This is a genomic window from Mesorhizobium sp. 01N446 (assembly GCF_056399285.1).
Genome location: NZ_JBFTRA010000003.1, coordinates 16705 through 42433, shown reverse-complemented (window position 1 = coordinate 42433; position 25729 = coordinate 16705). Strand labels below are relative to the sequence as shown.

General features: G+C 59.9%; 15 protein-coding genes, 1 tRNA gene and 1 pseudogene. 7 read left to right on the top strand and 10 right to left on the bottom strand.

Translation table 11 applies throughout. From position 1 onward, the window contains the following. Positions 1-5: 5 nt before the first annotated feature. The 3 genes from AC1DPX_RS14450 to AC1DPX_RS14440 all read right to left on the bottom strand — a co-directional run bounded on the left by AC1DPX_RS14450 (position 6) and on the right by AC1DPX_RS14440 (position 12560). Complete coding sequence (locus tag AC1DPX_RS14450) at positions 6-2261, bottom strand: cadherin-like domain-containing protein (protein WP_477237570.1); 2256 nt, start codon at positions 2259-2261, stop codon at positions 6-8. A gap of 10 nt (positions 2262-2271) precedes the next feature. After that, positions 2272-4065, bottom strand: coding sequence for a type I secretion system permease/ATPase (locus AC1DPX_RS14445; RefSeq protein WP_477238250.1), 1794 nt, complete (start codon positions 4063-4065; stop codon positions 2272-2274). A gap of 77 nt (positions 4066-4142) precedes the next feature. Beyond that, positions 4143-12560, bottom strand: coding sequence for a peroxidase family protein (locus AC1DPX_RS14440; protein ID WP_477237568.1), 8418 nt, complete (start codon positions 12558-12560; stop codon positions 4143-4145). Between the two features lie 765 nt (positions 12561-13325). Here AC1DPX_RS14440 and AC1DPX_RS14435 point away from each other — a divergent pair. Both AC1DPX_RS14435 and AC1DPX_RS14430 read left to right on the top strand, forming a co-directional pair. Further along, positions 13326-14012: a response regulator gene (locus AC1DPX_RS14435; protein ID WP_477237566.1), complete on the top strand. Its 687-nt coding sequence runs from the start codon at positions 13326-13328 to the stop codon at positions 14010-14012. A gap of 125 nt (positions 14013-14137) precedes the next feature. Next, entirely contained in the window at positions 14138-16465 is a 2328-nt protein-coding gene (locus AC1DPX_RS14430) for a response regulator (protein ID WP_477237564.1), read from the top strand. A gap of 89 nt (positions 16466-16554) precedes the next feature. Here AC1DPX_RS14430 and AC1DPX_RS14425 read toward each other — a convergent pair whose 3' ends face one another. Both AC1DPX_RS14425 and AC1DPX_RS14420 read right to left on the bottom strand, forming a co-directional pair. After that, on the bottom strand, positions 16555-17043 hold the full coding sequence (locus AC1DPX_RS14425) for a histidine kinase (protein ID WP_477237562.1): 489 nt from the start codon (positions 17041-17043) through the stop codon (positions 16555-16557). 402 nt (positions 17044-17445) lie between these two features. Then, on the bottom strand, positions 17446-17682 hold the full coding sequence (locus AC1DPX_RS14420; protein WP_322419279.1) for a helix-turn-helix transcriptional regulator: 237 nt from the start codon (positions 17680-17682) through the stop codon (positions 17446-17448). Between the two features lie 136 nt (positions 17683-17818). Between AC1DPX_RS14420 and AC1DPX_RS14415 the strand changes: the two genes are divergently transcribed. From AC1DPX_RS14415 to AC1DPX_RS14405, 3 genes and pseudogenes are all read left to right on the top strand, one after another. Next, entirely contained in the window at positions 17819-18409 is a 591-nt protein-coding gene (locus AC1DPX_RS14415; protein WP_477237560.1) for a hypothetical protein, read from the top strand. Between the two features lie 92 nt (positions 18410-18501). After that, entirely contained in the window at positions 18502-18732 is a 231-nt protein-coding gene (locus tag AC1DPX_RS14410; protein ID WP_477237558.1) for a hypothetical protein, read from the top strand. Further along, positions 18653-19798 (top strand): annotated as a pseudogene (locus AC1DPX_RS14405) (recombinase family protein); the annotation flags it as partial. The gene AC1DPX_RS14410 and the pseudogene AC1DPX_RS14405, both read left to right, overlap by 80 nt. Before the next feature lie 261 nt (positions 19799-20059). Here AC1DPX_RS14405 and AC1DPX_RS14400 read toward each other — a convergent pair. From AC1DPX_RS14400 to AC1DPX_RS14390, 3 genes are all read right to left on the bottom strand, one after another. Beyond that, positions 20060-20269 (bottom strand): hypothetical protein, encoded by a 210-nt coding sequence (locus AC1DPX_RS14400; protein WP_477237557.1) that lies wholly within the window; start codon positions 20267-20269, stop codon positions 20060-20062. Between the two features lie 99 nt (positions 20270-20368). Then, positions 20369-20443, bottom strand: a tRNA-Gln gene (locus AC1DPX_RS14395). 127 nt (positions 20444-20570) lie between these two features. Then, positions 20571-20915: a VOC family protein gene (locus AC1DPX_RS14390; RefSeq protein ID WP_477237555.1), complete on the bottom strand. Its 345-nt coding sequence runs from the start codon at positions 20913-20915 to the stop codon at positions 20571-20573. Positions 20916-21140: 225 nt separating this feature from the next. Between AC1DPX_RS14390 and ppdK the strand changes: the two genes are divergently transcribed. Next, positions 21141-23819 (top strand): pyruvate, phosphate dikinase, encoded by a 2679-nt coding sequence (gene ppdK / locus AC1DPX_RS14385; protein WP_202355272.1) that lies wholly within the window; start codon positions 21141-21143, stop codon positions 23817-23819. 169 nt (positions 23820-23988) lie between these two features. Next, on the top strand, positions 23989-24729 hold the full coding sequence (locus tag AC1DPX_RS14380; protein WP_202355271.1) for a polysaccharide deacetylase family protein: 741 nt from the start codon (positions 23989-23991) through the stop codon (positions 24727-24729). Positions 24730-24763: 34 nt separating this feature from the next. On the opposite strand, the gene AC1DPX_RS14375 is transcribed toward AC1DPX_RS14380, so the two are convergent. After that, on the bottom strand, positions 24764-25153 hold the full coding sequence (locus tag AC1DPX_RS14375; protein ID WP_202355270.1) for a DUF427 domain-containing protein: 390 nt from the start codon (positions 25151-25153) through the stop codon (positions 24764-24766). 131 nt (positions 25154-25284) lie between these two features. Further along, a complete protein-coding gene (locus AC1DPX_RS14370) occupies positions 25285-25641 on the bottom strand; it encodes a hypothetical protein (RefSeq protein ID WP_010914922.1) in 357 nt (118 codons plus the stop codon). Positions 25642-25729 lie beyond the last annotated feature (88 nt).

Below are 25729 nucleotides of genomic sequence, written 5' to 3'. Positions count from 1 at the left end.
GTCGTCTACGCGTTCGCCAATGCCAGACCAGGCATTGCGGCCTCGTGCTTTGCTTCAAGAATGAAGTCCTGTGCGGTCAGTTCGTGATGGCCGTCCAGGACCAATGAGAATTCGTCGTCCGGGTCGCTGTCGAGATTACCGGAGACGATGGTGACCTCGTGATCGATGTCGAGCATTTGATAGTTGAAGGTCACCGCCCCAATATCGGCCGGTGCCGCCGAGGCTGCGCCGGCAAAGAACAATTTCTGACCGGCAAAATCATTGTTGTCATCGGATATGCGCGACAGATCGATGCGGTCTCCGATCTGGAAGTCCATTATCAGGTCGCGCGGCCCGCCACGGTTGGCCAGAGATTCGATCGATCGAAACACGAAGGTGTCATTGCCGCCGCCGCCAACCAAGATATTGACGGCGTCGTTCGCCACCAGCGTATTTCGCCCATGGCTGCCCACGATGCTCTCGATTTCAAAAATATGGGCCTCTTCGATGCCGTCCAGGAAGAGAAGCCCATCCTGGAGGTCCACGATGGCGTCAGCGGCATTGGCGGAAAGATCAAGCGTGTCCTGCCCTTCGCCGCCATCAACGATATCGATCTGGAGGTCGTTGCAAAGAACAATGACGTCATCGCCTGTGCCGCCGTCGACGTGGTCGAGACCTGCACCGTCACTGAGATGATCATTGCCGTCACCGCCGCTGATAGTATCGTCGCCTGCACCGCCAATGAGCGTGTCATCGCCCTGACCACCGTCCAGTGTGTCATTCCCGTCGCCGCCATCCAGCGTATCGGCGCCTGCATCCCCATGCAAAGTGTCGGCGCCGCTGCCTCCCAGCAGATGGTCGTTGCCGTCGCCACCGACGATCGTATCGTCGCCGCTGCCCCCGATCAGCAGGTCGGTCCCGGCACCGCCATCGAGGGCATCGTTGCCATTACCACCGTCCAGCGTATCGTTGCCGTCTTCGCCATACAGTGCGTCATCGCCTGAGCCGCCGTTGGCGACGTCATTGCCATCGCCACCATGGATCTGGTCATTGCCTTGGTCGCCAAGCAGAAGATCGTTCCCGGCATCGCCATACAGGATATCGTTGCCCTCGCCGCCGAACAGGGTATCGTCGCCAAGGCCGCCAAACAGGATGTCGTGTCCGCGGCCACCCCAGATCACGTCGTTGCCGCCGCCGCCGATGAGCCTATCATCGCCATCGCCGCCGTGAATCGTATCGTTGCCTTCGCGTCCATAGACGATGTCGTTGCCGCCGCGGGCGTCGATCAGATCATTGTAAGGCGTTCCTATGAGTACATCGTCGCCTTCGGTGCCGGCCATCGATTCACCAGTCGGCTCCGCGACTTCGAGATGAGCGCTCTGCTGGATGGTGTCTGCACCGTCGCTGATCTGATAGTGAAACGTGACCGGTCCGGTCTGATCATGTTCGGGCGTATAGAGCCAGCGTTCCAGTCCTATACGCTGAAGTTCGCCATGATCGGCCTCCAGCGAGCGTACGATCAAATTGTCGCCGTCCGGATCGCTGGCGCCGTTCAGGAGCTCCCCCATGGTGATGATGACGGACAGGTTCATCATGCCGTCGGAAAGAAAAACCGGACCGGACAAGACCGGCCGCCGGTTTGTTTTTGTCGACCCTGGCGAGCCTTGACCTGAGTCGGATTGGCCGGGCTGATTTCCCTGTCCGCCACTGCTGCCGCCCTGGCCACCGGAGCCCGACCCGCCCTGGCTGTTGTCGCCCCCGCTCTGGCCTGGCAAGGCGCCGCCGGGAGGTGGCGATCTCCCGCCGTTGTCGTTGCCGGCAACAGGTGGCGGCGGGCCGCCATGACCGCGAGGTCCATGGATGCTGTTGCCAAGGCCACTGCGAATGTTCGAGTGCGGTCCTTGCACGCCCCAAGGCCGATTTGAATGCAAGATATCGAAATTGAGGTCGGGTACATTGACACTTACAGGTTCGGCGAGACTTCGCAGATAGTCTGCGACATGGCCAATCTTCTGTATCTGCGTCATTACGGGATCGTCTTTGATGTCGGATGCGTGTTTGTCTTCCCTACTGTTGTGGTCGGAGGGCTCGCCCGGGTGCTTGTCGGAAACCTTCTGTTCTGTCTCGAACATTTGTTTTAGAAGCGACACAAATGCGCCGATCAAGAACGGAACTGCGGAAATTGAATTGACGCGCGAACGCGACTCTCGCAGTGCAAAGCGGTTCTTCGGAGCGTCGAGCTCCTCGTGGTTGGGCAGTCCAAGTGCGAGCCGATCGTCCATTTTGCACTCGTCAGTCTTTTTGCGCGGCCGCAACGGCCGACGTAGCTCGCATCTTGCCGCCAGAGCTCGGCACGGCGCCCACCTTGCGATCTGAGGCAGGTATTGGGGCGGCGCGCGTAGGTTCGCGGATCAGTTCGTCCTTCGGCCCCATCGCTACGAGCTTGCCGTTCTGTATCAGCCCGACGAGATCGACTGCTGCCAGGGCGCTTGGGCGATGGGCAATCACAATGGCGATGCCGCCACGCTGACGGACGCCTTTGAGCGCCTCCGTCAATGCCGTCTCCCCTTCGGAGTCCAGGTTGGAATTAGGCTCGTCCAGCACGACAAGGAAAGGGTCGCCGTAAAGAGCCCGCGCAAGGCCGATGCGTTGGCGCTGCCCAGCCGACAGGGCTGTGCCGTTCGGCCCGAGTTCGGTCTGGTATCCCTGGCCGAGCCGAACGATCATTTGATGGACACCTGCAGCGCGCGCAGCGGCAACGATGCCACGTGCATCGGCTTGCGGGTCGAAGCGCGAGATGTTCTCGGCGATCGTCCCCTCCAGCAGCGATACATCCTGTGGCAGATATCCGATAGCGGCGCCAAGTTTGTCGCTGTGCCATTGATCGAGCTCGGCGTCGTCGAGCCTGATCGAGCCACGCAGCAGCGGCCAGACGCCGACAATGCCCTTGGCCAGCGATGTCTTGCCGCCGCCGCTCGGGCCGATCAGTCCGAGCGCGTCGCCGGCCTTGAGTTCGAAAGAGACGTCGCTCAGAAGAACCGCTCCGGTATGGGGCGCAACGACAGTTACCTTCTCCACTTTCAGCGTTTGGCAAGGCGCTGGAAGATCGATGATGTGGGACTCGTCATTCATAGCCGCAAGGGTTTCCTTCAGCCGGCCAAAGCTCCGGCGGGCGGCGACGAAACCCTTCCAGTTGCCGATGGCCATGTCGATGGGAGCAAGCGCGCGCGCGGAAGCGACCGAACACGCAATGATGGAACCCGCGGAGAGCTCTCCCTTCATGGTCAGATATGCGCCAAGGCCCAATAGCGCCGATTGCAGCATCATGCGCAGCACCTTTGCCAGGCCGCTGAGGGATCCTGTCGCATCGCTGGTCTTGGTTTGCAGATGGAGATGCTTGTCATTGGCCGCTTCAAAGCGCGACACGGCACGCGAGCCAAAACCCATGGCCTTTAGAATATCGGCATTGCGCGCATGTGCGTCGGCGATGTTCGAACGCACAATGGCGGCGCGGTGCGTGTCCTTGGCGGCATTTCTCGTCAGCACTTCGGTGATGATGGTCAAGGCGATGAGGACTATCGCCCCCCCGACCGTTACCAAACCGAGCATAGGGTGGAGGAGATAGACAAAGCCCAGGAACAGCGGCATCCATGGCAGGTCGAACAAGGCGATGGGGGCTTGGCTGGATATGAAGCCGCGCACGGTGTCTACGTCGCGGCCTCGCTCGAGCGCTTCCGATGTGGAATAGCCGTAGCGTGGCATCTCGATCACCACCTGATGGGCAAGCGGGGCGAGTCTGGCGTCGAAGCGTGCGCCATAGCGGACCAGAATCTGGGACCTCAGCACATCGAACAGGCCTTGAAAAAGGTAGAGACCAATGGCCAGCACCGAGAAGGCTACGAGCGTAGGCACGCTGCCACTGGGGATAGCCCGGTCGTAGATCTGCAGCATGTAGAAAGAGCCCGTCAACGCCAGCAGGTTGATGACGCCCGAGAGGCAAAGCAGAAAGACTGCAAGACCGCGATAATTGCCGATGTATTGCGAGACATCGGGGGTAGACCGGGTGCGTTTCTTTTGGGTACTCATGAAAGCAAATCCCAACTACGTTGAACAGTCTGTGGGGTTCAGCGGCCGCCGGGGGATTCCCCCGGCGGCCAGCAGGTTCAGGCGAACTTGAAAGAACTTCCATCCAGGTCGTGGTGGCCGGCTACGTCGATGCTGAAGTCGGCCGCGCCGTCTCCGTTGATCTCACCGGTTACCAGCGTGTGTTCGCCGTCGGCGGCGGTCTGGTAGCTGACCATGACCTGGCCCGCCGAAGTGAACCCGGCTCCGGCAAAGAGGACGAAAGACTGGTGACCTGCGGCGTTCGTGTCGGCGTCGATCATTGACAGATCGATCTTGTCGCCCGGCTGCAGGCCAACGATCGTGTCGCCATTGGCATCGGCTGCTGAGCCGAACACGAAGGTGTCGTTGCCAAGTCCGCCGTCCATCACGTTCGCCGCCGAACTTGCGATTATGGTGTCATTGCCGGAACCGGCGACCACGTTCTCAAATCCGAACACCGTGTCCTGGCCGCTTTGCGCGCTCGAGACACTGCCGTGATGCAGCAACCCGTTGCCCAGATCGATCGTCAAGCTGGCGCTGATGGCCGAGTAGTCGAGCGTATCCTGGCCATCCTCACCCCAGTAGACGTCGTCTCCGTCACCAACATTGGCGATGATGTGATCGTCGCCGGCGCCGGCATAGACAGTGTCGTTGCCGGATCCGCCTTCGATGACGTCGTTGCCCTCGTCGGCGAATATCCGGTCGTTGCCGCCATCGCCGAAGATCATGTCATGTCCGGCGCCACCGAAGATAATGTCATTGCCGCCGCCACCGAAGACGACGTCGTCGCCTGCGCCAGCCTTGATCAGGTCGTCTCCGGCACCGCCGAGCAGGGTATCAGCGCCGTCATTGCCCAGAATGACGTCGTCGCCTTGGCCACCGCTCAGCACGTCCGCATCGGGTCCGCCGATCATGACGTCGTCACCATCGGTGCCGAGGTGCGCGTCACCTCCCATCTCCGGCGCATCCGCGCCGTCTTCTTCACCACCGGCAGCTGCCGTCAGATCCAGCGAAGCCGTCTGGTGAGCCGAAATGTGGCCATCGCTGATGTCGTAGCTGAAGCTCACCTGGCTGGTGTCGTCAGTGTCGGGTGTGAAGGTCCAGCCATCGGGCCCCTGCGTGACAGATCCCGAAGACGGCGTGAGGTTGGTCACCGTCAGGGCGTCGCCATCGGCGTCCGAGGCTCCAGCCAGAAGCGTCGCCGCTGCGATCAGCATCGGTGTGTTGGCGCCAAGCGACGGCAGGACGATGGGTCCGTTTACGACCGGCGCACGGTTCAGGTGCTCGTCGTCGTCGTCGTCGTCGTCTTGAACGTTCGACGGCTGGCCGCCGCTGCTGCCATTGCCCGGATCTCCGGACGGCGCGCCGTTCATGTCGGAATGGTTGACAATGTCCTGGGTGCGTATGTCGCCAACGACCTGGCCGGCTGCATCCGTATTGAAGACGATGCGATGGGCTGAGGTAAGGCCGGTGATATCTACACTATCGCCGCCATCCGCGTCGTTGATGTGGATGGTGTTGTAGTTCAGGTGCGTCGCATCGAAGTTGCCGCTGACGTTCACGGTATCGTTGCCGCCGCCGGTGTTGATCACCAGTTCCTCGACGTTGCTCAGTTCGGCGATGATCGAACTGTTGATGGTTCCGCCGCGGGTGATGACGATCTCGGTATTGCTGGCCGCCGAATGGCCGTTGTTGCCGCTTCCGTTCCCGAGCGCCACCCAGTCAGCGCGGGTGTAGATGTTGTAAGTCTCGGCACTGTTGCTGCCGTTGATCACGAAGGTGTCGCCGGTTGCCCCGTTCGTCCCGCCGTCGACCGTATCGCGGCCATCGGCGCCGTTGTTCGAGTTGCCGCTGGCGTTGTTGGCGTTCCAGACGACCGTATCGTCTCCGGAACCAGCGTTGATCGTGTCGTTGCCGCCGCCGCCGTCGATGATGTCGTTGCCGCCATTGCCGTTGATCGTGCTGGAGCTATCGTTGCCGATAATGATGTCGGCATTGTTGGAGCCGTCCAGTGCGCCGGAAGTATCCTGGCTGACATTGACCGCAGTATTGCCGACGCCGGGGCCGGGATTGGCGACCGAGTAGGTGAAGCTGCCGCCGTTGGCACCGCTGTCGAGGATCGAAACGGTGTGGCTCGCGTTGCTGTGGCTGAGCGTGGCAAGACCCGAGCTGTTGGCGACGTTGCTGATGCTTGCGCCGTCGACATCCGTATCGTTGGCGGTCAGCATCCAGTCGGCCACGGTGAAGGTCGCTCCGCTCGTCGTGCCGTAGTTGGTGATGATTGAGTCGGCCGCGGTAGCGGTGGTCGGATCGTCGACCGGCGTCACATGCACCGTTGTCGTGGCGACAGCGCTGTCTCTAAATCCGTCGTTCACCGTGACGTCAATGTGACGATCGGCACTGGTCGGGTTGTCGCCGGGGTTCGAGAAGGTGATTGCTGCCAGTGCGGTCTGGAAGTCCGCCTGCGACGAGCCAGATACGCTGTTCAGGAGAACCGTCCCGGTCCCGCCGCCCGTAGCGACAATCCCCGCCGGCAAAGTGCCAACGTTAAGTCGATCACCGGCAACCGCATCCCGGATGTGGATGTTCGCGGAGAAGACCTTATCGCCGATGTCCGGGTCGGTGATCAACGGCGTGGAGGCGATCGCCGGAGGAGTGGGTTGCTGCTCGGTGTAGTTGACCGTGTAGTCGTTGCCGGGGAACGCATCGACCGACTTGCTGGCCGTCACGCTGATGTTGTCGATCGTAACAACGTCGCTGCTGCTGTTCATCGAACTGGCCACGAAGTAGAGCCGCGAGTTCGATGAGAAGGTGCCCGTGACGTCGAAGCTAACCTGTCCAGCCGCATTGGTATTCTGGTCGATCGTAGTAACCAGAATATCGTTGACGCTCGGCGCATTGCCGCCGTTTGTCAGATAGACACGAACGGTCTCGCCGTTGCCTAGCCCGGATTGCGAGACGCTGAAGCTGACGTGAGCGGTCCCGTATCCAGTCAGGTTGACGCCACGATAGATCGACGCTCCGTTATAGTTGTTCCCGCTGCCGCCGTTGATCTGAAGCGCCCCGCCGGTGCCATCGAGGCTTGGGGTGGCATAGTGGATCTGGCCCGATGTGGCGCTGGTGCTATTACCATCGCCGGACTCGCTCCACCCGCCACCGCTCCAGCCCGATCCGCTCGAATACGAGTTGTTGCTCGCAAACGTATCCGCCGCCGAGAAGTTCGTCGTCGTCAGTTGCGAATGCAGATCCAGCGTCGGCGCCTTGTCGAAGAACGCGGCAATGTTGATTGTCTGGTTTGCGAACCTGAGGTTTTCGACCCCAATTACCAGGTCGGTACCCTCGTTCGTCAGCAGGTTGCCGTTGGTGTCAACCAAGGGATTGCCGTTGGCGTCGAGGAAGTCGGCGGCGGTCCTGTGGTCGGTGATCTTCAAGGCGAAGAAGCCGTCGGCATGTGGATTGGCGACCACGTTGCCCTGAGCATCAAGCGCCACCACCGTGTAGTCGGATCCCGCCGCTCCGTCGAGGAACATATTCCCGGTGTAAACCGCCGTATCCGCCTTCCCGTCCGTGCCACCGTCGCCCAGCACCGTGTCCTTGAACATCTCGGTGCGGAGCATTTCGGTGAAGTGTTTGTCGAACATCGCCGTCTGGGCATGACCAAGAAGGCCGCTGTTGTCGATGGTCTCGCTGTACAGCGCGCGATGCGAGGCGCCCTGGTATAGGGCATCCTCAAGTTGCTGTGCGTCGGTCAAGCCGGGATTGTCGTTGTTATGCGTATATCCCGAGTTGTATTTGCCGATCAACGCATCGAGCCGGATCGAGCCGCCAACGATGATGTCGTTGCCGCCGGCGCCAGCCAGGATATCGTTGCCCGAGCCACCAACCAGCCAGTTCTCACCCTTGTCGAGGGCGGCATTGGCGAGACCCGCGTCACCGGCGGAGTCGCCGGTCAGCGTATCGTTGCCGGCCGAGCCGATCAGCCCTTCGGTCTGGAAGGCGGCGATCTGCTTGGGAATGCCGTTGACGTTGACGGCCGGGTTCTGCTGGTCGGCCAGGTTGAAAGTCACGCCGCCCGGACGAACGGCATTGTCGCTGAAGTCGATAAGGTCGAAACCCAGCGTACCGGGCTTGTCACCCTCGTCGGTGACGCCGTCACCGCCGAGCACCTCATCGGTGCCGATGGTAAGCGCGCCGGTGGTGTCACCGGGACGGATGATGTCGTCGCCATTGCCGCCGAACATCTGGTCTTGGTCGCCTCCGCCGACAAGCACGTCATCGCCATTGTCGCCGTAGAGGATGTCGCCGCCGCTGCCGCCATCGACATAGTCGTTGCCGTCGCTGCCGTGAGTGAACGGATCGGTGTCCTGATCACCATAGATGCGATCGTCGCCGGTGCCACCGGACAGCTTGTCGATGCCAATGCCGCCGGAGATGAAGTCGTTGCCGGAGCCGCCGATCACCTGGTCGTTGCCATTGATGTCGGAGCCGCTGGACTCGCCGTAGAGGAAGTCGTCGCCGGAACCGCCGTCCATCAGGTCGGGGTTGTCGCCGCCATACATGTGGTCGCTGCCATCGCCACCGTAGAGCCGATCGATACCATAGCCACCGTACATGGTGTCGTTGCCGCCGTCGCCGTAGACCGTATCATCGCCGCCTTGCGCATAGATCAGGTCGTTGCCCATGGTGCCGACGATGATCTCGTTCGACTCCGCACCCGAATTGGGCGTTCCATCGAGGTTGACGCCATCGTTGAAGACCACTGATCCGGTGGTCAACTGGATGTCATCGACCAGAATCTGCTGGCTGCCGCCGGCCGAGTTTTGCTGGACCTCGATCCGCAACTGGAAGCCCGCATAGGCGGGGTCAATCGTGCCAGTGTCCAATGTCACATGCGACCATGCACCGTTGGCCGGTGTCGGCAGGGCCAGTGAGTTCAGCACATGAGTGGTCACGCCATCTGTTGCTATCAGGCGTACCTCGCCGCCTGGCCAGGCCAGGTCCGTCCGGTCGCCCACATTGAGACCGAGGCTGAAGGTCTGACCCGCTGTCAGTATCTGGCCTGTGTCCTGGGACAGGATTGCCCCGCTATGCAGCCAGACGACATTGCCGCCGCCATGGCCGGCGGTATTGCTGACCGAGGTGGCCGGCGCGAACAGGCCGCCAACGCCGCCGGTGATTGTCCAGTTGCTCGGATTGCCTATCGTGTAATTTCCGAGAGCATCCTGGATGACGCCCGGCGCGCCTGTGGCAAGAGAGTCCGTCTCGAAGGCTGCGTTGATGGGATTGACTTGGAATTGCGCGCCATTCGCCAGCCGGGTGTCCTGCACATATTGCACGCCACCGATGGTCACCACATGGCCGTCGTTGAGATTCCCGCGGCCGCCATTGGAGTAGACGCCCATCGTTCCGTCAGCGACCGCGGCAATGTCACCATATTTGTGCTCATCGCCGGTGGTCTGCGCTTCGGCACCCGTTGCCACGACCTCCTTTTTCGCGCCGAGATCGACATATTGATCGGCATATCCAAAGATGTTGCCGTTGAGGTGCGTGAGCCCGGTATTGCGCTCGACGATATCCTTGAGCTGGCCGTTGCCGACTTCTTCGGCAAACTGCTGACCGGCCAGGCGGAACAGATAGTAGAAGCGGTCTCCGTCCATCAGTGACTCGATCTGGTTGACGAACACCTTGTCGAAGGTCTCGCCAAGCAGGCCGCCGGGTTGATGGATCTCGGCGAGCCCCCCAAGCCAGGTGTCGATCAGGTTGAAGGCCAGCGTACCGGCGCCGCCGACGGCTTCATCCCCATTCAGGAAGCCGTATGCCTGATCCAGCGTAAAGCCCAACGTACCGACAGCTACGGTGCCCTCGACAATGCCCAGGATCGTCTGCGCCCTGGCGAGGTCCCCGTCAAACGCATAAGCAGCAATGAAATTTGCCAGCGAGGTCGGGTGCTGCATGTTCTGCCCGAAGTCGTTCCAGCTCGTATACTTTTGAAGGCCGATCGCTTCGCGGAAATCATTCAGCGTGGGGATGCCGACATCGCGACCACGGGCAATGTTGATGGCGGCGAGATCCAGCGGTTGCCCCAGCAGGCCCTGGTTGAGGGCCGGGGTGATGAACTCGTCAACCTCGTTCATCTGCTGATGCGTCATGCCAAGCGCGATGGCGGCTGGACCGATGTCCGCGTATTTTTCCGGGCTGAGGAACGCCTCCTTCAGCGCGTAGCCCATGATCTTGCCGGTCAGCCCGTGGCTTGGATCGATAGTGTCGATCGTCTCGCGCAGCGTCGAGTGACCGAAACGGAATGCTGCCTGCGAATACTCCAGCGAGACCGCGGAATTGACGCTTGACGAGTATCCAACAAATTCCTGGATATTGGGCGTCACGTTGCGGGCATATTGGTCAACCGCTGCGTGCTGATATTCCATTTCGACGACCAGTTTGGCCGCGTTGAATACCTTGTCCTGGTCCCAGGCGATGCTGTTGTCGGTGTAGACGAAATCTCCAGCCGCATTCATGTGACCCGTGTCGACCTGAAAATCATGCAGGCTGGCGTGGGTTGGATCGCCCGAGACAACATCTTGCCGATGCAATGCGTCCATCAGGTTCTGCACCTGATAGTTATGCTCCTCGTGGAAAATGTGATGGATGGAGGTGAGGCCGAAATTCTCGTTCACACGGCCATCGCCCGCGACATAGTGATCACCAACGGACGCCAGCAAGATCTCACCCACAGCGTTGTGCACCGCTCCGGCAGGCGCCGTGATGCTGAAATCCGCAAAGTTGACGAAGGGATAGAGCGCGCTGGCACCCGAAAGCGTGTGGGGCGTTCCTGCCGGGGAACCGGCCGGCAGGTTTTCCATGTAAAGCGTCAGCTTGTGTGTCGTGGGATCGATGCCAAAGGACGAGTTGGCCCCAAACGTGCTTTTGACGTTGGCATTGATCGTCGCGATCGCGGCATCGACCTTGGCCGACTGGGCGGAGTTGCCGTAGCTGGCCTCGCCCACGCCTTGGACGCCATCACCATTGGTATCGTAGAAGCCGTGCAAATGGCCCGCATCAAAGCGCGGGTTCATGTCGAGCAGCAGTGCAGAGCCACTCGTGCCCGCAATCACATGTCCGCTCGCGTCGCGGTTGCGCAGATTGGATACGTCTTCCCAGGTCAGGGCATCCCGTCCGGTTGCCTCGACATGGGCCCGCAGTTCGTCGAGCGTCGGCAGGGTGTCGTTTGTCGAGGTGCCGTCGGCCTTGGTCCATGCGGTCGCCAGCGTCGTACCGTCAAACAGGTTCATACCTGCATGGAAGTCTGTTGTTGAGGCAGTCGTCGGATCCGGCACCCATTCGCGCAAAAGGTTCGTCAGTTGCTCGTGCGAGCCATAGGTCTGGCTCTGGTCGATGAACGGCGAGGTATGGTTGGCGTATTCCGGGCCGTTGGCATCGATGGTTTGCACGGTCGCGCGACTGATGGTGATCTCGTGCACCGGCTGTCCGTCGGCGCCGGCCATGCCATAGAGCGGATCGTCGGCCGCCAGCGCGATCTTGATGGTTGCGCCGGACGACTTGTCGATGAAGTCGAGGCCATGGTCGAAGAACTGGCCGAACAGTACGAAAAAGCCGTTGGACGGCGACACACCTGGGTTCAGGCCACCGATGAAGTGATCGTCCTGGCCGGCCGACGCGGCTAGCCGCGCTTGCGGGTCGACCTGACCGAGACCGCCGTCCGCGACGGTGGCCAGTTGCCCCCAGTCGAGAACCGTGGCGACGCCATTGGCGTCATAGTAGATTTCGTTCGGCGTGTGGTTGGCAGCATCGGGGTTCGGTGTGGTTCCGTCTGGCATAAATTGGTGATTGGTCCACGTGTCATACGTCACGCCCGCAGTCGTCGTCGCAAGGCTGATCATGCGCGGCGTGTAATCGACGACGTTGGGAATGTTGATCGCGGTGCCATCCGTTGCATGAGAGTCACCAGGTTGTACGGACGCGGTAGTATCCAGTGTCACGGCATAGTTCGTGTTCGAGGTACCGCTTGCGTTGAAGGTTCCGGTCGGGGTTCCGTCCGTCGCGCTGCCGTCGCTGTACTTTCCGTAGTATTGCTTCGCTGCGGCATAGGCATAATCCGCCACGGCCTGCATGATCGGCGAATAATTGGCGTAGTCCGCGGCAGCCGACCGCGTGAAGATTTGGTCGACAGCTCCCCAAGCGGCGTTGACGAGCGATAGGTTATTGTTCAGCCCAGTGACGTCGCGCAATCCGGCGAGGTCGGTGACCGACTGGTATGAGGTCCCATAGGCTGCGATATTGGCACTGACGCTACCAAGATTGGCATAGGCGACGTGTTTGGAATTGTAGACCGTGCCAGTGCCGTCCCAATTGATGATCGCATTGCCCTGCTGGTCGAACAGAGGAAGAAAGTTCAACTGGTCCAGAATGAACTGGATGTCCGTCTGGTTGATCACGAACGGCTTGAGTGTATAGGCCATGGCACTTCTCCTCACTTGCGCGCCCAGTCGATATCGGGGACAGTCAGCGCTATTGGATCTGTCGGTCTTGCAAGGAAATCAGCCACACGCTGTTTCGAGCTCAGTCCTGGCACCCGACGTTAACTCTTCTTTAAGGATGCCGTAGTGGCGATCATTTGCCATTGTCCGAGGTCGAGCGAATTCTTTGGACCTTAGCGGGATTGTTCGAGCATTAGGTCTGGCTTCGAACCAGACTAAAGTCGGGATCTATGCCTGACTTTTGGCCAGAACCCATGCACCTGCGAGAGAATGGCTGCATCCATTAGCTACCTGGCGGATGGCAACTCGCTTACTGGTGTTGAACGGTCGCCGCACGCGCAATCGGTACAGTTTGCCCCGAGGAGGTGTGCCTTAACCGTAGCCAAAAGGCGCAGCTCAGGCGCTTGGGTACAACATAACGTTGCAGAATGCAGCCGCATTAACGGTTCGTCCGGATAGTTAATTTAACCACGACCTGAAATTTTCGGTATCTACTCAGCCAAATATTGGTCGTATTAAAAATCGTATATTTGAAAAAGCGCTTTATTGTCAAACATAACGCGAGCTTATGTCTTAAACTTTTAAATATATAATACGCTATTTACGAATATTTTACTGTAAAATTCTGCATTCGCGGTGATTTTGACATGCGTTGACATCTATTTAAGAGAGGTCTAACGTATAAGTCGGGTGCTTGAGGCTGTTGGGGTTTCAATGCTGGGTTAGTGCTCTCGGTCGGAATACGCCTTGAGCAATGCGTTGGGGGTAGGCGTGGGCGAGTTGGATAACGTGACGGTTGCAATTGTCGACGATCACCCGATCGTGCGGCGGGGCTTGAGCGCGGTCATTTCGGGCGAGGCAGGGTTCAATCTGGTCGCGGAAGGCAGCACCGCGCGTGAAGCTTTGGAAATCGCCGAACGTTGGCGACCGCAGATCATGCTTCTCGATCTGGGGATTCCGGGGGGGGGCATGGAGGCGTTGAAGCGCATCGTCGTGCAGGTGCCTTCCGTTCGATGCATGATCTTGACAGTTTGCGATTTGGCAACCACCGCCATCGTCGCTTTGAACGCTGGCGCTAAAGGCTATGTGCTCAAGGGCGTAAGCGCTGGCGACCTCAAGAAGGCTATGTGGACGGTGGCCAACGACGAGTCGTTCGTTTCACCCGAATTTGCGACAAAACTGCTCCAGGCCGCACAACTTAACGTCCAGCAGGCTTCTTCCATCGACCATCTTACGCACCGCGAAGCTCAAATCATGAAAGCCGTCGAGGAAGGTCTCACCAATCGAGAGATTGGGGAGAAACTGGAGATCAGTGAAAAGACCGTCAAATACTATATGTCGGGCATTCTGCAGAAGTATGGGGTCACTAACCGTGTTTCGGCGGTAATCGCGGCGCAAAAGCTGCGCGGGGTAACTCCGTCTCTGGGGAATTGACGCGTTGGGAACCGCCATCGATGTGGTGCTGCGTTGATATCCGCTGCCAAACGGTGAGGCGTCATCCAAATCCTTTCGGCGAGTTGGCAGGCAAGTGAAGGCCTGCCGTAGGGAGCCTGAGATCAATGCGCGACGCGCGTCTCTCCTGGATCGAGTTGGGCGGCTATCTACTGCTGATCTCGATCGGCTGTCTCCTTTGGTTCCAGTTCAGCACCGCGAGGGAGATGGATATCGAAGCCGCGAAGCGCGCATTCCAARCGGAGAACCAAGCCAAGACTCAGGCGGTTGCTGTCGACATCGAGGCCAGCTTCCGCCAGATGTACCAGGGCATTCGCACCATCGCCCGCTTGCCGACCGTGCGAGCGCTGAGTTCGGAGTCTCATTCCTTGCACGAGGATGCAAGGGTCAGCGCCCAGGAAATCTACAACAATCTGGCGGAAAATCTTTCGGTTTCGGAACTCTATATAGTGCCAGCCAATTTCGATCCGGATCGCATCGACAGCGACCCGGCGACGCCAGAAGCGCCGCTTATGACGTTTGATGAACTGATAGTTGGTAAGAATGCCGACCAGACTCCGTCGCGCGCAGCCGCTATAGAAAGAAGAAAGGTAGAAGAAATAGAAAAATTTGAATATCGTACTATGAAAGTGCAACTAGACTATTTAGCAAGAAAATATAAAATAGAGAGCGCAATTCCTGATCTAGATTACCCAGCAATTATCAGTGGTGAAGTAATTACGTGCGACAATACACATTATTCGCCCACTATGCCTGATGAAAACGACCGCAAGGGCCTCGTCTATTCAGTCCCATTCTTCGGGTTTGACGGGGAACTGCGCGGGATCGTTACGGCAGTTGTCCTTTCCGACGTCCTCACTGAAATTCTGCCAAGCGATGGCTATGCGCTTGGCAATGACAGGCTCGGCTTCTACAAGGGGGCTCGTGACGGCCAACTTTGGAAAAAGATTTCGCCGCGGGCCGAACCAAGCCCCGACACCCTCGCCTATGCCAGCTCGACTCCGCTCGACTTTCCAGACGTGGCGGGAGGATGGAGCCTTTGGTCCGCAGTGCCGACGGCAGTGTTTCTGGAGTCCCCCGCTGTTCAGTCGATCAATGAGCGTTTCCGCACCGAAGTCATCATCCTGGGTTTGGGGAGCCTAGCCCTGGCTGCCGCCCTCCGATGGCTTGCTCATAGGGGCTCAACGGTGGAAAGGCACAATCGAGACCTGGCATCGCGCATTGACGAACGCACGGCCGAACTGGCCAGCGCCAAAAAGATTGCCGAGGAGGCGAGTTCGGCAAAAACCCAGTTTCTCGCCCGCGTCAGCCACGAGATCAGGACGCCTATGCATGCGATCGTCAGTGCGGCGGAGCTGCTGAGATCCAGCCGGCCCGACCGGCGTGCGCGGGCCAAGCTTGAGATCATAGATCACGCCAGCCAGACGTTGCTCGAGATCGTCAACCAAGTGCTCGACCTTTCGGCAATCGAGGACGGCAGGCTGAACATCAATTCGGTCGAATTCGCGCCTTCGGTTTTGGTCTCAGAAACATGTGACATGATGCGGGCCGTCGCCGACCGCAAGGGTTTGAGGGTGACCATCGAATGCGCTCCGACCACCCCAACCCGTTACTGGTCAGATCCGGCGCGCATTCGCCAGATCCTAGTAAACCTGATCGCGAACGGATTGAAGCATACCCAGGCCGGCGGGGTGACCGTCAGGATCAGCAGCAATGTATCCGGTGTTCTCGCGTTCGATGTCGTGGACACTGGCTCGGGAATCGCAGAGGTTGATCGCGAGCACATCTTCGAGGAATTCTATCGCGGTGCCAATTCGGACGGGTCCGGCCTTGGCCTGGCGATCAGCCGTCAGCTCGTCGAGTTACTCGGCGGTACCATCGAAGTCAGTGAGGCCCATCCACATGGTGCCCATTTCCGGTTTAGCGTCGCTGCCGGGCCTTCCGCCACAGCCTCTCCCGCGAGCGGGCTCAATACCTCGCATACGAAGCGGAGCCTCTCGATCGCGGCAGGGCCGAGGATGAGCGTCCTAATCGCCGAAGACAATGAACGTGTCCGTGGACTTCTTGAGGAAACGCTTCGGCAGTCTGGTTGTCTCGTGCAAGTGGCCAGTGATGGCGAGGAAGCGGTAGCCGAGGCCCGTCGCACCAGCTTTGACGCAATTCTGATGGATTGTTCGATGCCGAAACTCGACGGGATGCGTGCCGCGTCCAGGATCCGGGAGATTGAGGCGACGTTAGTTACCGAACGTCGCCGAGCCCGCATCGTCGCCTTGACGGCCAGCGCATATGCCAGCGACCGGGAAGCTTGCCTGCAGGCAGGTATGGATGATTTCTTGAGCAAGCCCTTCAAACGGGATGAGCTCTTTCGCGTCTTAGGAATTGCAACCGGAGCAACGGGCAAAACCGCTGCAGTTCTGGCGCCGGCTGCAGAATAGCTCCATGCGATGCCGTACCGAGCTGCCAATCGCTGCAGCATCTTTAAGGTAGACTTCCCTAAGCCCCATCGGACACCAACTCGGGCTTGTCACGTCAGCAGCTCCCGCGAAATCTGTCTGAGATCGTTCAGGGCTTCGAGGCTCGCTGACTTCACGTCCTGAATGATTTGTCTGGCCTCCGTTTCCGTCGTGCCTTCTGTATGCCGCAACAGGTCGTCAAGCTCGTCGAGGCGCAGCATCACGAAGGTGAGCATTTGTGCTGGGCCATCGTGGATGCGCTGGCCGATCTCTTTTTGGTTTAGGATATCGGGTCGAGGGTTTCTAAGCACATCGATTATGTCGTGGCCTCGGAAGGCCAGAACGAGCGCACTCAGAATGATCGCCCACACGAGTGCAATTGCTACGACCGCTTGGATTCTGCTGGGGCCAGCATCCCCGCCCGGTACCCCCGCAGCAGTGACAGTGATGCAATGATCTATCCACCAAGCGAGCGGTAGCATCACGATCGAAACAACAGCGACAAGCAGGAAAAAATGCCGAGCCAGGCGAATCTTTTTTCCAATGCTATTTTCGGGCATGGCTTTCCTCACACGGACTATCAAACCGAGCGCATAGAATCTTATCACTGAACTCTTCTACGTAAGCCCCCAAGTAGCAACGCCGATCGTTTCGATCACAGCCGAACCGGCGGAGGCACCTACTGCCAAGTCCAGTTTAATCCGGTGCCCAACTCACCATCCGCCCCAGCGAAAGCGGAGCTGAATCTCGCCCAAGCACTGGGTGGGCGTCGCTGATCGTTAGCGTTTGGTCCTAGTTCCGCTCGCTACTCTTCTTTTCTGGAAGTCAGGTTTCGGCGCTTGGTAAAGCTATGTCCGCTTTAGGCATCTCAGATTTTGTTATGAACGGCCGAGATTGGGCGCGTTGCTGACATTGATCGGAAACAGATAATCCTTAGTGCAGCCCGCAGGTGCGGCCTTCGGCTAGGTGTTTGCATTACCGCGTGACAAGCGCACACCAGGGCCACCGCCATTCTCTGCAATGAACTCTATTCCGGCTGCTTCGAACGTTGCTTTAAGCTGAACTATTGTGGACTGTTTCAAGGTCTCGCCTCGTTCGAATCGCACAACCGTTTGAGTTGAGACGCCGGCCTCCTTAGCAAGCTCTAAAACGCCCCAGCCTAATGCAGCTCGTGCCATGCGACACTGCACCGGGTTCATAAAATCACCATAATATAGTGATTTTGATTGATCATATGCTGCACTTTGTGTAGTCTCGATTTCAATTGGGCGGCCGGATAGGTGATGCAACACCGATCCGGCCTGGCCACGTGCAAGCTGTTGTGGAGCTCGGATCATGGCTGATTCCGACAATAGCATGACTTTGTCTTCCGTCACGCTCGAGGGAGGTGGCGAGCAGGCTACAAAAAGATCTGCTCGTTCCGACGAAGCAGATCCGGCGCTTGCGCTGCTAGGAGACTGGTTGCGGGCACAGCATGTCTCGCAGGTCCTCTGCCGACTTCAGCAACGCCTGGAAACGCGCGTTCTCGGCGCAGTTTGTCCGGCGCCGACGGATGCGAATGTTGGTTACTCGATCGTCTGCGAAGCGGAAGTCGAGGCCGCGACAGCGGCTTTGAAGATTCAGGATAGACTTCCGCGTACGCCCGCACACTCACTTCTCGGCGTTGTCGCCAAGCTGGAGATAGTCATGGGCGCAGATCGCGACATCGACGACCCAACAGATTTTCCCTGGCCGCATATCGAGTCGATCCTGCATGACTTGAAGGAAATCACCGGAAGTGTGCCGCTTGAGCGACCTGATCGATCCATCGTTCAGGCGGACTGTCGGCGATATCAAGCAATCGCGGCCGATTTGATCGGTCTCGGAAAGTGCACCGCAGACCTTCATTTTGGTCAGCAACCGGCCGCTGGGATTGATACAAAGTAGAAAAGGATACGCAAGCGCACATAACGGCCATTCGCCGCTGAGGCAATTTCAGCGAATCTTGTCCCGATGCGGATGTGGTCGGGACGGAACTGGTGAAAGCGAAGCGACGCGGTTCAAAACGCAGCGTTGAACGCAACGCCCAAACCAATCTGTTTTCGCGCCAACGCGCCATTGACGAAGCATTTCTGGAACGAACGGTCCGTTTGTTTGAGGCCCGCATGGAGCGGCCCCTCTCAACGGAAGATGCCCGGCAGATCGTCGATAATCTCGGTGGCTTCTTTCGCATCCTCGCCGAATGGGACCGAATTGACCGGGGCGAATAGCAGGCGCTTCATGGCTCCCTCATCGCCGGCTCAGTCCGGCGGCAGATGCGATGACCATGGAGGGAAGGAGGCGTCTACGATGAACCAGCGACTTATGAAGGTCGCAAGGCCCGCAGGTCTTACAAAGGCGCTGCTTTACGCCCGCGTATCCTCCAAGGAGCAGGACAAGGAAGGTTTCTCCATCCCGGCTCAATGCAAGCTGTTGCGCGATTATGCCCAACAACAGCGGTTCGATATTGCGCAGGAGTTTGTGGACGTTGAGACGGCCAAGACCACCGGCCGGACCAACTTCACCGAAATGGTCAAATATCTGCGCAAGCATCCCGGCATCCAGATTGTCTTGGTGGAGAAGACAGACCGGCTTTATCGAAATCTGAAAGACTGGGTCACGCTCGACGAGTTGGATGTCGAAATCCACCTTGCGAAGGAGGGCGTGATACTTTCGCGCGACTCACGCTCGTCGGAAAAGTTTATGCACGGCATCAAGGTCTTGATGGCCAAGAACTATATCGACAACCTGTCAGAAGAAGCCCGCAAGGGGCAGATGGAGAAGGCGGAGCAGGGCATATGGCCGACAAAGGCTCCGCTGGGCTATATCAACACCACTGGGAAGGATGGCAGAAAGGTTATTGAGCCGCATCCTGAACTGGCTCCAGTCGTCACACAGCTGTTCGAGCGTTACGCAACCGGCCGGTATTCGCTCAAGGCCTTGGCTAAGGCAGCCCATGGCGAGGGGCTGATTTATCCCAAGAGCGGCAACCTGGTTCCGGTCAGCACCGTGCATATGATCCTGCGCAACCGCCTCTATACCGGACTGTTCCAGTGGAACGGCAAACTGCACGAGGGCAAGCACGAACCTCTCGTATCAATCCAACTATGGGAGCGCGTACAGGGCGTTCTGACAGGCCGCAATGCGGTGCCGACCCACCCGATAGGAAAAGAGTTCGCCTTCACCGGCTTGATAACCTGCACCGAATGCGGCTGCGCCATCGTGGCCGAGATCAAGAAGAGCAAATACGTCTATTATCACTGCACAGGGCATACCAACAAAGGTCGGGGTGGATACGGTGATTGCCGCCGCAAATATGTTCGCGAGGAGGTGCTCGACCAGACATTCGCCAACCTGCTTGACCGTTTGCATTTCGACGAAGAGATACTGGAATGGGTAAAGGCAGGCCTCTTGGCCAGCCATGCCGACGAGCGCCGCGAGCATGAACAAGCGATCCATCGATGTCAGGTCGAGTACAAGCGGCTCGAGGATCGGCTGCATGCCATGTATCTCGACAAGCTCGATGGCCGCATCGACAACGCCTTTTACGATCGGATGTCAGCGCAGTGGCGGATCGAACAGGCGCGGCTGCTTCGCGAGATAGAGCGTCATGGTAGCGCCGAGGAATCGTACATGGAGGATGGCATCCGGCTGTTGGAACTGGCACGCAACGCCAGCCGACTGTTTGCGAAACAGCCTGCGCACGAGAAAAATCGACTCCTGAATCTGGTGCTGTCGAACTGCAAATGGGACAAAGGCGAAGTTCACGCCGTCTTTAGACAACCGTTTGATCTACTTGCGGAAACGGTCGTGGCCGGCGCAGCAATGGGTGCACAGCAGGCAGCTTTATCGACAGGGAGTCCAGTTTGGCTGGGGCGCCAGGATTCGAACCTGGGAATGTCGGTACCAAAAACCGATGCCTTACCACTTGGCGACGCCCCAATAGCCGTCAGAGTCGCTTGTGCGGCGCGTTATTAGCAGAGCGGCCGAAAAGCACAATGCTTATGAGCGATGGCAGGAATGCACAAATCGAGCAATCCACAATGCCGCCCGATCCCATTCGAGCGGGCTACTCACCCCAGACAGCCAGTTCATTGCCGGCCGGATCGACAAAATGGAAGCGCCGGCCGCCGGGGAACGGGAAGATCGGCTTGACGATCGTTCCGCCTGCACTTTCGACGGCCCTCAGCGTTTCCTCGAGGTCGTCGCTATAGAGCACGGGCAGCGGCTTGGCCGGTGCTTCCGCGGCATCGGCCTGAAAACCGCCATCCAGGCCCTCGGCAAAGGCCGAATAGGTCGGCCCATAGTCGGTGAACGACCAGGCAAAGGCGGAACTGTAGAAAGCCTTCAACCGGTCCAGCGTGCCGCCGGTCGCCGGCATTTCGAGATAGTCGAGTTTTCCGGTCAGTTTCATGGGACACCTCTTGTTCCCTTTATGTTCTAGTCGTCGAACCGTGAGGTGGCAAGTCTTTTTGCCGCATGCCCGGGCAGGGCTTTTTCTTAATCGATTGTAGCGACGGGACGGCTCTGCCGGGCGCTTGCCTTTCGCACTGCAGCATCATATCGCTCCAAAGTCGGACCAGGGTGGAACTTTCCGTTTCGCCAATCTTTCCAATCTCCTGCAACCGGAGAGCAAAGCATGACCAAATGGGTTTTCACCTTTGGCGACGGTGCGGCGGAAGGCCGTGCCGGCGACAAGAATCTGCTGGGCGGCAAGGGCGCCAACCTGGCCGAGATGTGCAGCCTGGGCCTGCCGGTGCCGCCGGGCTTCACCATCACCACCGAGGTCTGCAATGCCTACTATGCCAATGGCCGCGCCTATCCGGCGGGGTTGGAAGCCGATGTCGCGGTCGCGCTCGATCAGATCGGCCGGCTGACCGGCCGCCGGTTCGGCGATCCGTCGAAGCTGCTCTTGGTGTCGGTGCGCTCCGGAGCCCGCGCCTCGATGCCGGGCATGATGGACACCGTGCTCAATCTTGGCCTCAACGACGAGACGGTCGAGGCGCTGGCCACCGATTCCGGCGATGCGCGCTTTGCCTATGACAGCTACCGCCGCTTCATCCAGATGTATTCCGATGTCGTCATGGGCCTCGACCACGAGGTGTTCGAGGAGATCCTCGAAGACCAGAAGGCCAGCCTCGGCCACGAGCTCGACACCGAGCTGACGGCCATCGAATGGCAAGGCGTGATCGCGCTCTACAAGGCCAAGGTCGAGGAAGAACTCGGCAGGCCGTTCCCGCAGGATCCGCAGGAGCAGCTCTGGGGCGCCATCGGCGCGGTGTTCTCGAGCTGGATGAACAACCGCGCCATCACCTATCGGCGCCTGCACGACATTCCCGAAAGCTGGGGCACGGCGGTCAACGTCCAGGCCATGGTGTTCGGCAATATGGGCGAGACATCGGCCACCGGCGTTGCCTTCACGCGCAACCCGTCGACCGGCGAAAAGCAGCTCTATGGCGAGTTCCTGGTGAACGCGCAGGGCGAGGATGTCGTCGCCGGCATCCGCACGCCGCAGAACATCACCGAGGCCGCCCGTATCGCCGCGGGCTCCGACAAGCCGTCGCTGCAGAAGCTGATGCCGGATGCCTTCCAGTCCTTCGTCACCATCTCCGACAGTCTGGAAAAGCACTATCGCGACATGCAGGACCTCGAATTCACCATCGAGCGCGGCAAGTTGTGGATGCTGCAGACCCGGTCGGGCAAGCGCACCGCCAAGGCGGCGCTGAAGATTGCCGTCGAAATGGCAAGGGACGGCCTGATCACGAAGGAGGAAGCCGTCGCCCGCATCGATCCGGCCTCGCTCGACCAATTGCTGCACCCGACCATCGACCCGAAGGCCGCGCGCGATGTCATCGGCGTCGGCCTGCCGGCGTCGCCTGGCGCTGCCACCGGCGAGATTGTCTTTTCCTCCGGTGAGGCCGAGGATCTGAAAGCCCAGGGCCGCAAGGCGATCCTGGTGCGCATCGAGACCAGCCCCGAGGACATCCACGGCATGCATGCGGCCGAGGGCATCCTGACCACGCGCGGCGGCATGACCAGCCATGCCGCAGTCGTCGCGCGCGGCATGGGCAAGCCTTGCGTGTCGGGCGCCGGCTCGCTGCGCGTCGACTACAAGGCCGGCACGCTGCTCTCGATGGGGCAGACCTTCCGCAAGGGCGACATCATCACCATCGACGGCGGCAACGGCCAGGTGCTGAAGGGCGCCGTGGCGATGCTGCAGCCTGAACTGTCCGGTGATTTCGCCGCCATCATGGAATGGGCCGACGCCGTGCGCCGCATGAAGGTGCGCACCAACGCTGAAACCCCGCTCGATGCCCGCATGGCGCGCTCTTTCGGCGCCGAGGGCATCGGGCTTTGCCGCACCGAGCACATGTTCTTCGACGGCGCCCGCATCGTCGCCATGCGCGAGATGATCCTGGCCGATACCGAAAAGGACCGGCGCGCCGCCCTCGCGAAGCTTCTGCCCATGCAGCGCTCGGATTTCCTGGAACTGTTCGAGATCATGGCCGGCTTGCCGGTGACGATCCGCCTGCTCGATCCGCCGCTGCACGAATTCCTGCCCAAGACCGAGGCCGAAATCGCCGAGGTCGCGGCCGTCATGAATGTATCGCCCGACAAGCTCAGGCAGCGCACCGAGGCCCTGCACGAATTCAACCCGATGCTCGGCCATCGCGGCTGCCGTCTCGCCGTCTCCTATCCCGAGATCGCCGAGATGCAGGCGCGCGCCATTTTCGAGGCGGCTGTAGTAGCCGGTCAGAAAGCCGGTGCGTTGGTAGTGCCCGAGATTATGGTGCCGCTGGTTGGCCTGGTGAAGGAACTCGACTATGTGAAGGCGCGCATCGATGCGGTCGCCAAGAGCGTCATGGAAGAGAGCGGCGTCAAGATCGATTACCTCACCGGCACGATGATCGAACTGCCACGCGCGGCGATCCGTGCCCATGTGATCGCCGAATCCGCCGAGTTCTTCTCCTTCGGCACCAACGATCTCACCCAGACCACGTTCGGCATCTCGCGCGACGATGCGGCCTCGTTCCTGGAGACCTACCGCCAGAAAGGCATCATCGAGCAGGATCCCTTCGTCTCGCTCGACATCGATGGCGTCGGCGAACTGGTGCGCATGGCCGCGCAAAAGGGCAGGGCGACGCGGCCGGACATCAAGCTCGGCATCTGCGGCGAGCATGGCGGCGACCCGGCATCGATCCGCTTCTGCGAGGAAGTCGGGCTCGACTACGTGTCGTGCTCGCCCTATCGCGTGCCGATCGCCAGGCTGGCGGCGGCGCAGGCCGCGGTGCAACTGGCGAAAACCGGGCGCGGATAGCTGCAGGTGAAGCCTGTCACTGAGATGAAGCGGGAACGCGCTGTCTGAGCAGCGGCGGGCAGTCAAATTGCCGCGCCGAGCATTTTTCTGCTATCCATCGTCCCGATTTCCGCCTTCATGCGGGGCTTTGGATACCGGCTTGAAATCGCCAATCGGGAATTCGGGTTTGATGCGTCTGCTGCAAAGACATCTCTGCATGATCGCCATGTCGCTGGCGGCTGCACCCAGCGCTCATGCAGCGCCGCTGGTCGAACCCACGCTGCACATCAAGCCAGCGGCAAGCGGAGCGGGTCGCGTTGCGCTGACGCTTGATGCCTGTGACGGACACACCGATACGCGCATCCTCTCGGCGCTGGTGGAAAACAAGATCCCGGCCACCATTTTCGTCACCGGAATCTGGCTGAAGCGAAATACCGCGGCCGTCGAGATCATGCGGGCGCATCCCGATCTTTTCGAACTGGAAAATCACGGCGGCCGCCACATTCCGGCGGTCGACACGCCGCAGAGGATCTATGGCATAAAGAGCGCCGGCAGCCCGGATGCCGTGCTGGCCGAGGTCGAGTCGGGGGCCGCGGCGCTTGCCAGGACCGGTCAGCCGGCGCCGAAATGGTTCCGCGGCGCCACCGCCGAATACAGCCCTTCGGCGATCGCGATGATCCGCAAGCTCGGCTTCAAGATTGCCGGCTTCTCGATCAATGGCGATGGCGGCTCGCTGCTGGGCGCCAAGGAAGCCGCCAGGCGCATCGCGGCGGCTAAGGACGGCGACGTCATCATCGCCCACATAAACCAGCCGACCCATGCCGCCGGCGAGGGCGTGGTGCAAGGCCTGCTGGCGCTCAAGGACAAGGGCATGACCTTCGTGCGCCTCGACGACGCCGACGGCACCGGCAATCACGGCACCACCGACTGATCCCGCAGGGACGCCCTGGAACTGACCCTGCTGCTCAACCCGGCGTGGCTTCGACTGTCACCTTGCTGGCGTAGAACGCGCCGTGGTCGCGGATTTCGGTCATCTCGTCGAAAGGCCGCTCGTAGGCCCACATCGCATTCTGACCGGTTTCGCCGGCAGGCACCACGCTCCAATAGCTGGCATCGCCCTTGTAGGGGCAATGGGTCGAGTGCTGCGTGCTGCTGAGTTTGGCGAAATCGATGTCGGCGAACGGAATGTAGAAGACAGGAGAATAGGGCGCTTCGCTCAGCACCTTGGCCTTGGTGGACAGCGCGATGACCGTATCGCCGGCGCGCACCGTGACGGTGCCGACATAGGGTTCGATGGTGATGATCTTGTCGGGGTTGCGCTGGAAGCCGGGTGCCGGGTTGGCGATCTTGTCCATGCTGGTTCTCCTTGCCTGGCCCCTTAAAGTGTGGCGGGCACAGCTGTTGCGCAAGGTCCGTTCGCATCACGAAAACCGGCGCGCCAATCGCCGAGGCGTGGCGCTGCAGCGCTTCTAATGACAGCCGCGTCTCAGGCGGCGGTCTTGAATGCGTCCATCAGTCCGGCATAGGCGGCTGCGATGCCGGCCACCGGGTTGCTGCTCCTCGAAACGGTCTCGACTTTCAGCGAGCCGCCGCCGGTCGGCAAGGTGAGCAGCAGGAACTGGCGATTGCCTCCAGCGCCGACGGATGCGGCCGCGACGTGCTGGCCTTCCCCTTCGTTCTGGACGCACATCTTGAACAGCAGCGTGCCGCCGACCGCTTCGAGCGCGCCGCCGACAACTTCAACAAATTCGTCTTCGGAAACAGTCTTTTCGTCCGGCACCAGATCGGCCAGGCTTTCGGCAAGTGTACTCTCAAGGGCTTTGTCGTCGAGCTGCGTGTCCATGCGAACCTCTTTCAGTCGCCAATCGCCCCCTTTACCCGTTAACGAAGCTTAACGCCGACGATGGCCGGATTGTGGCGGATTTCCCGGT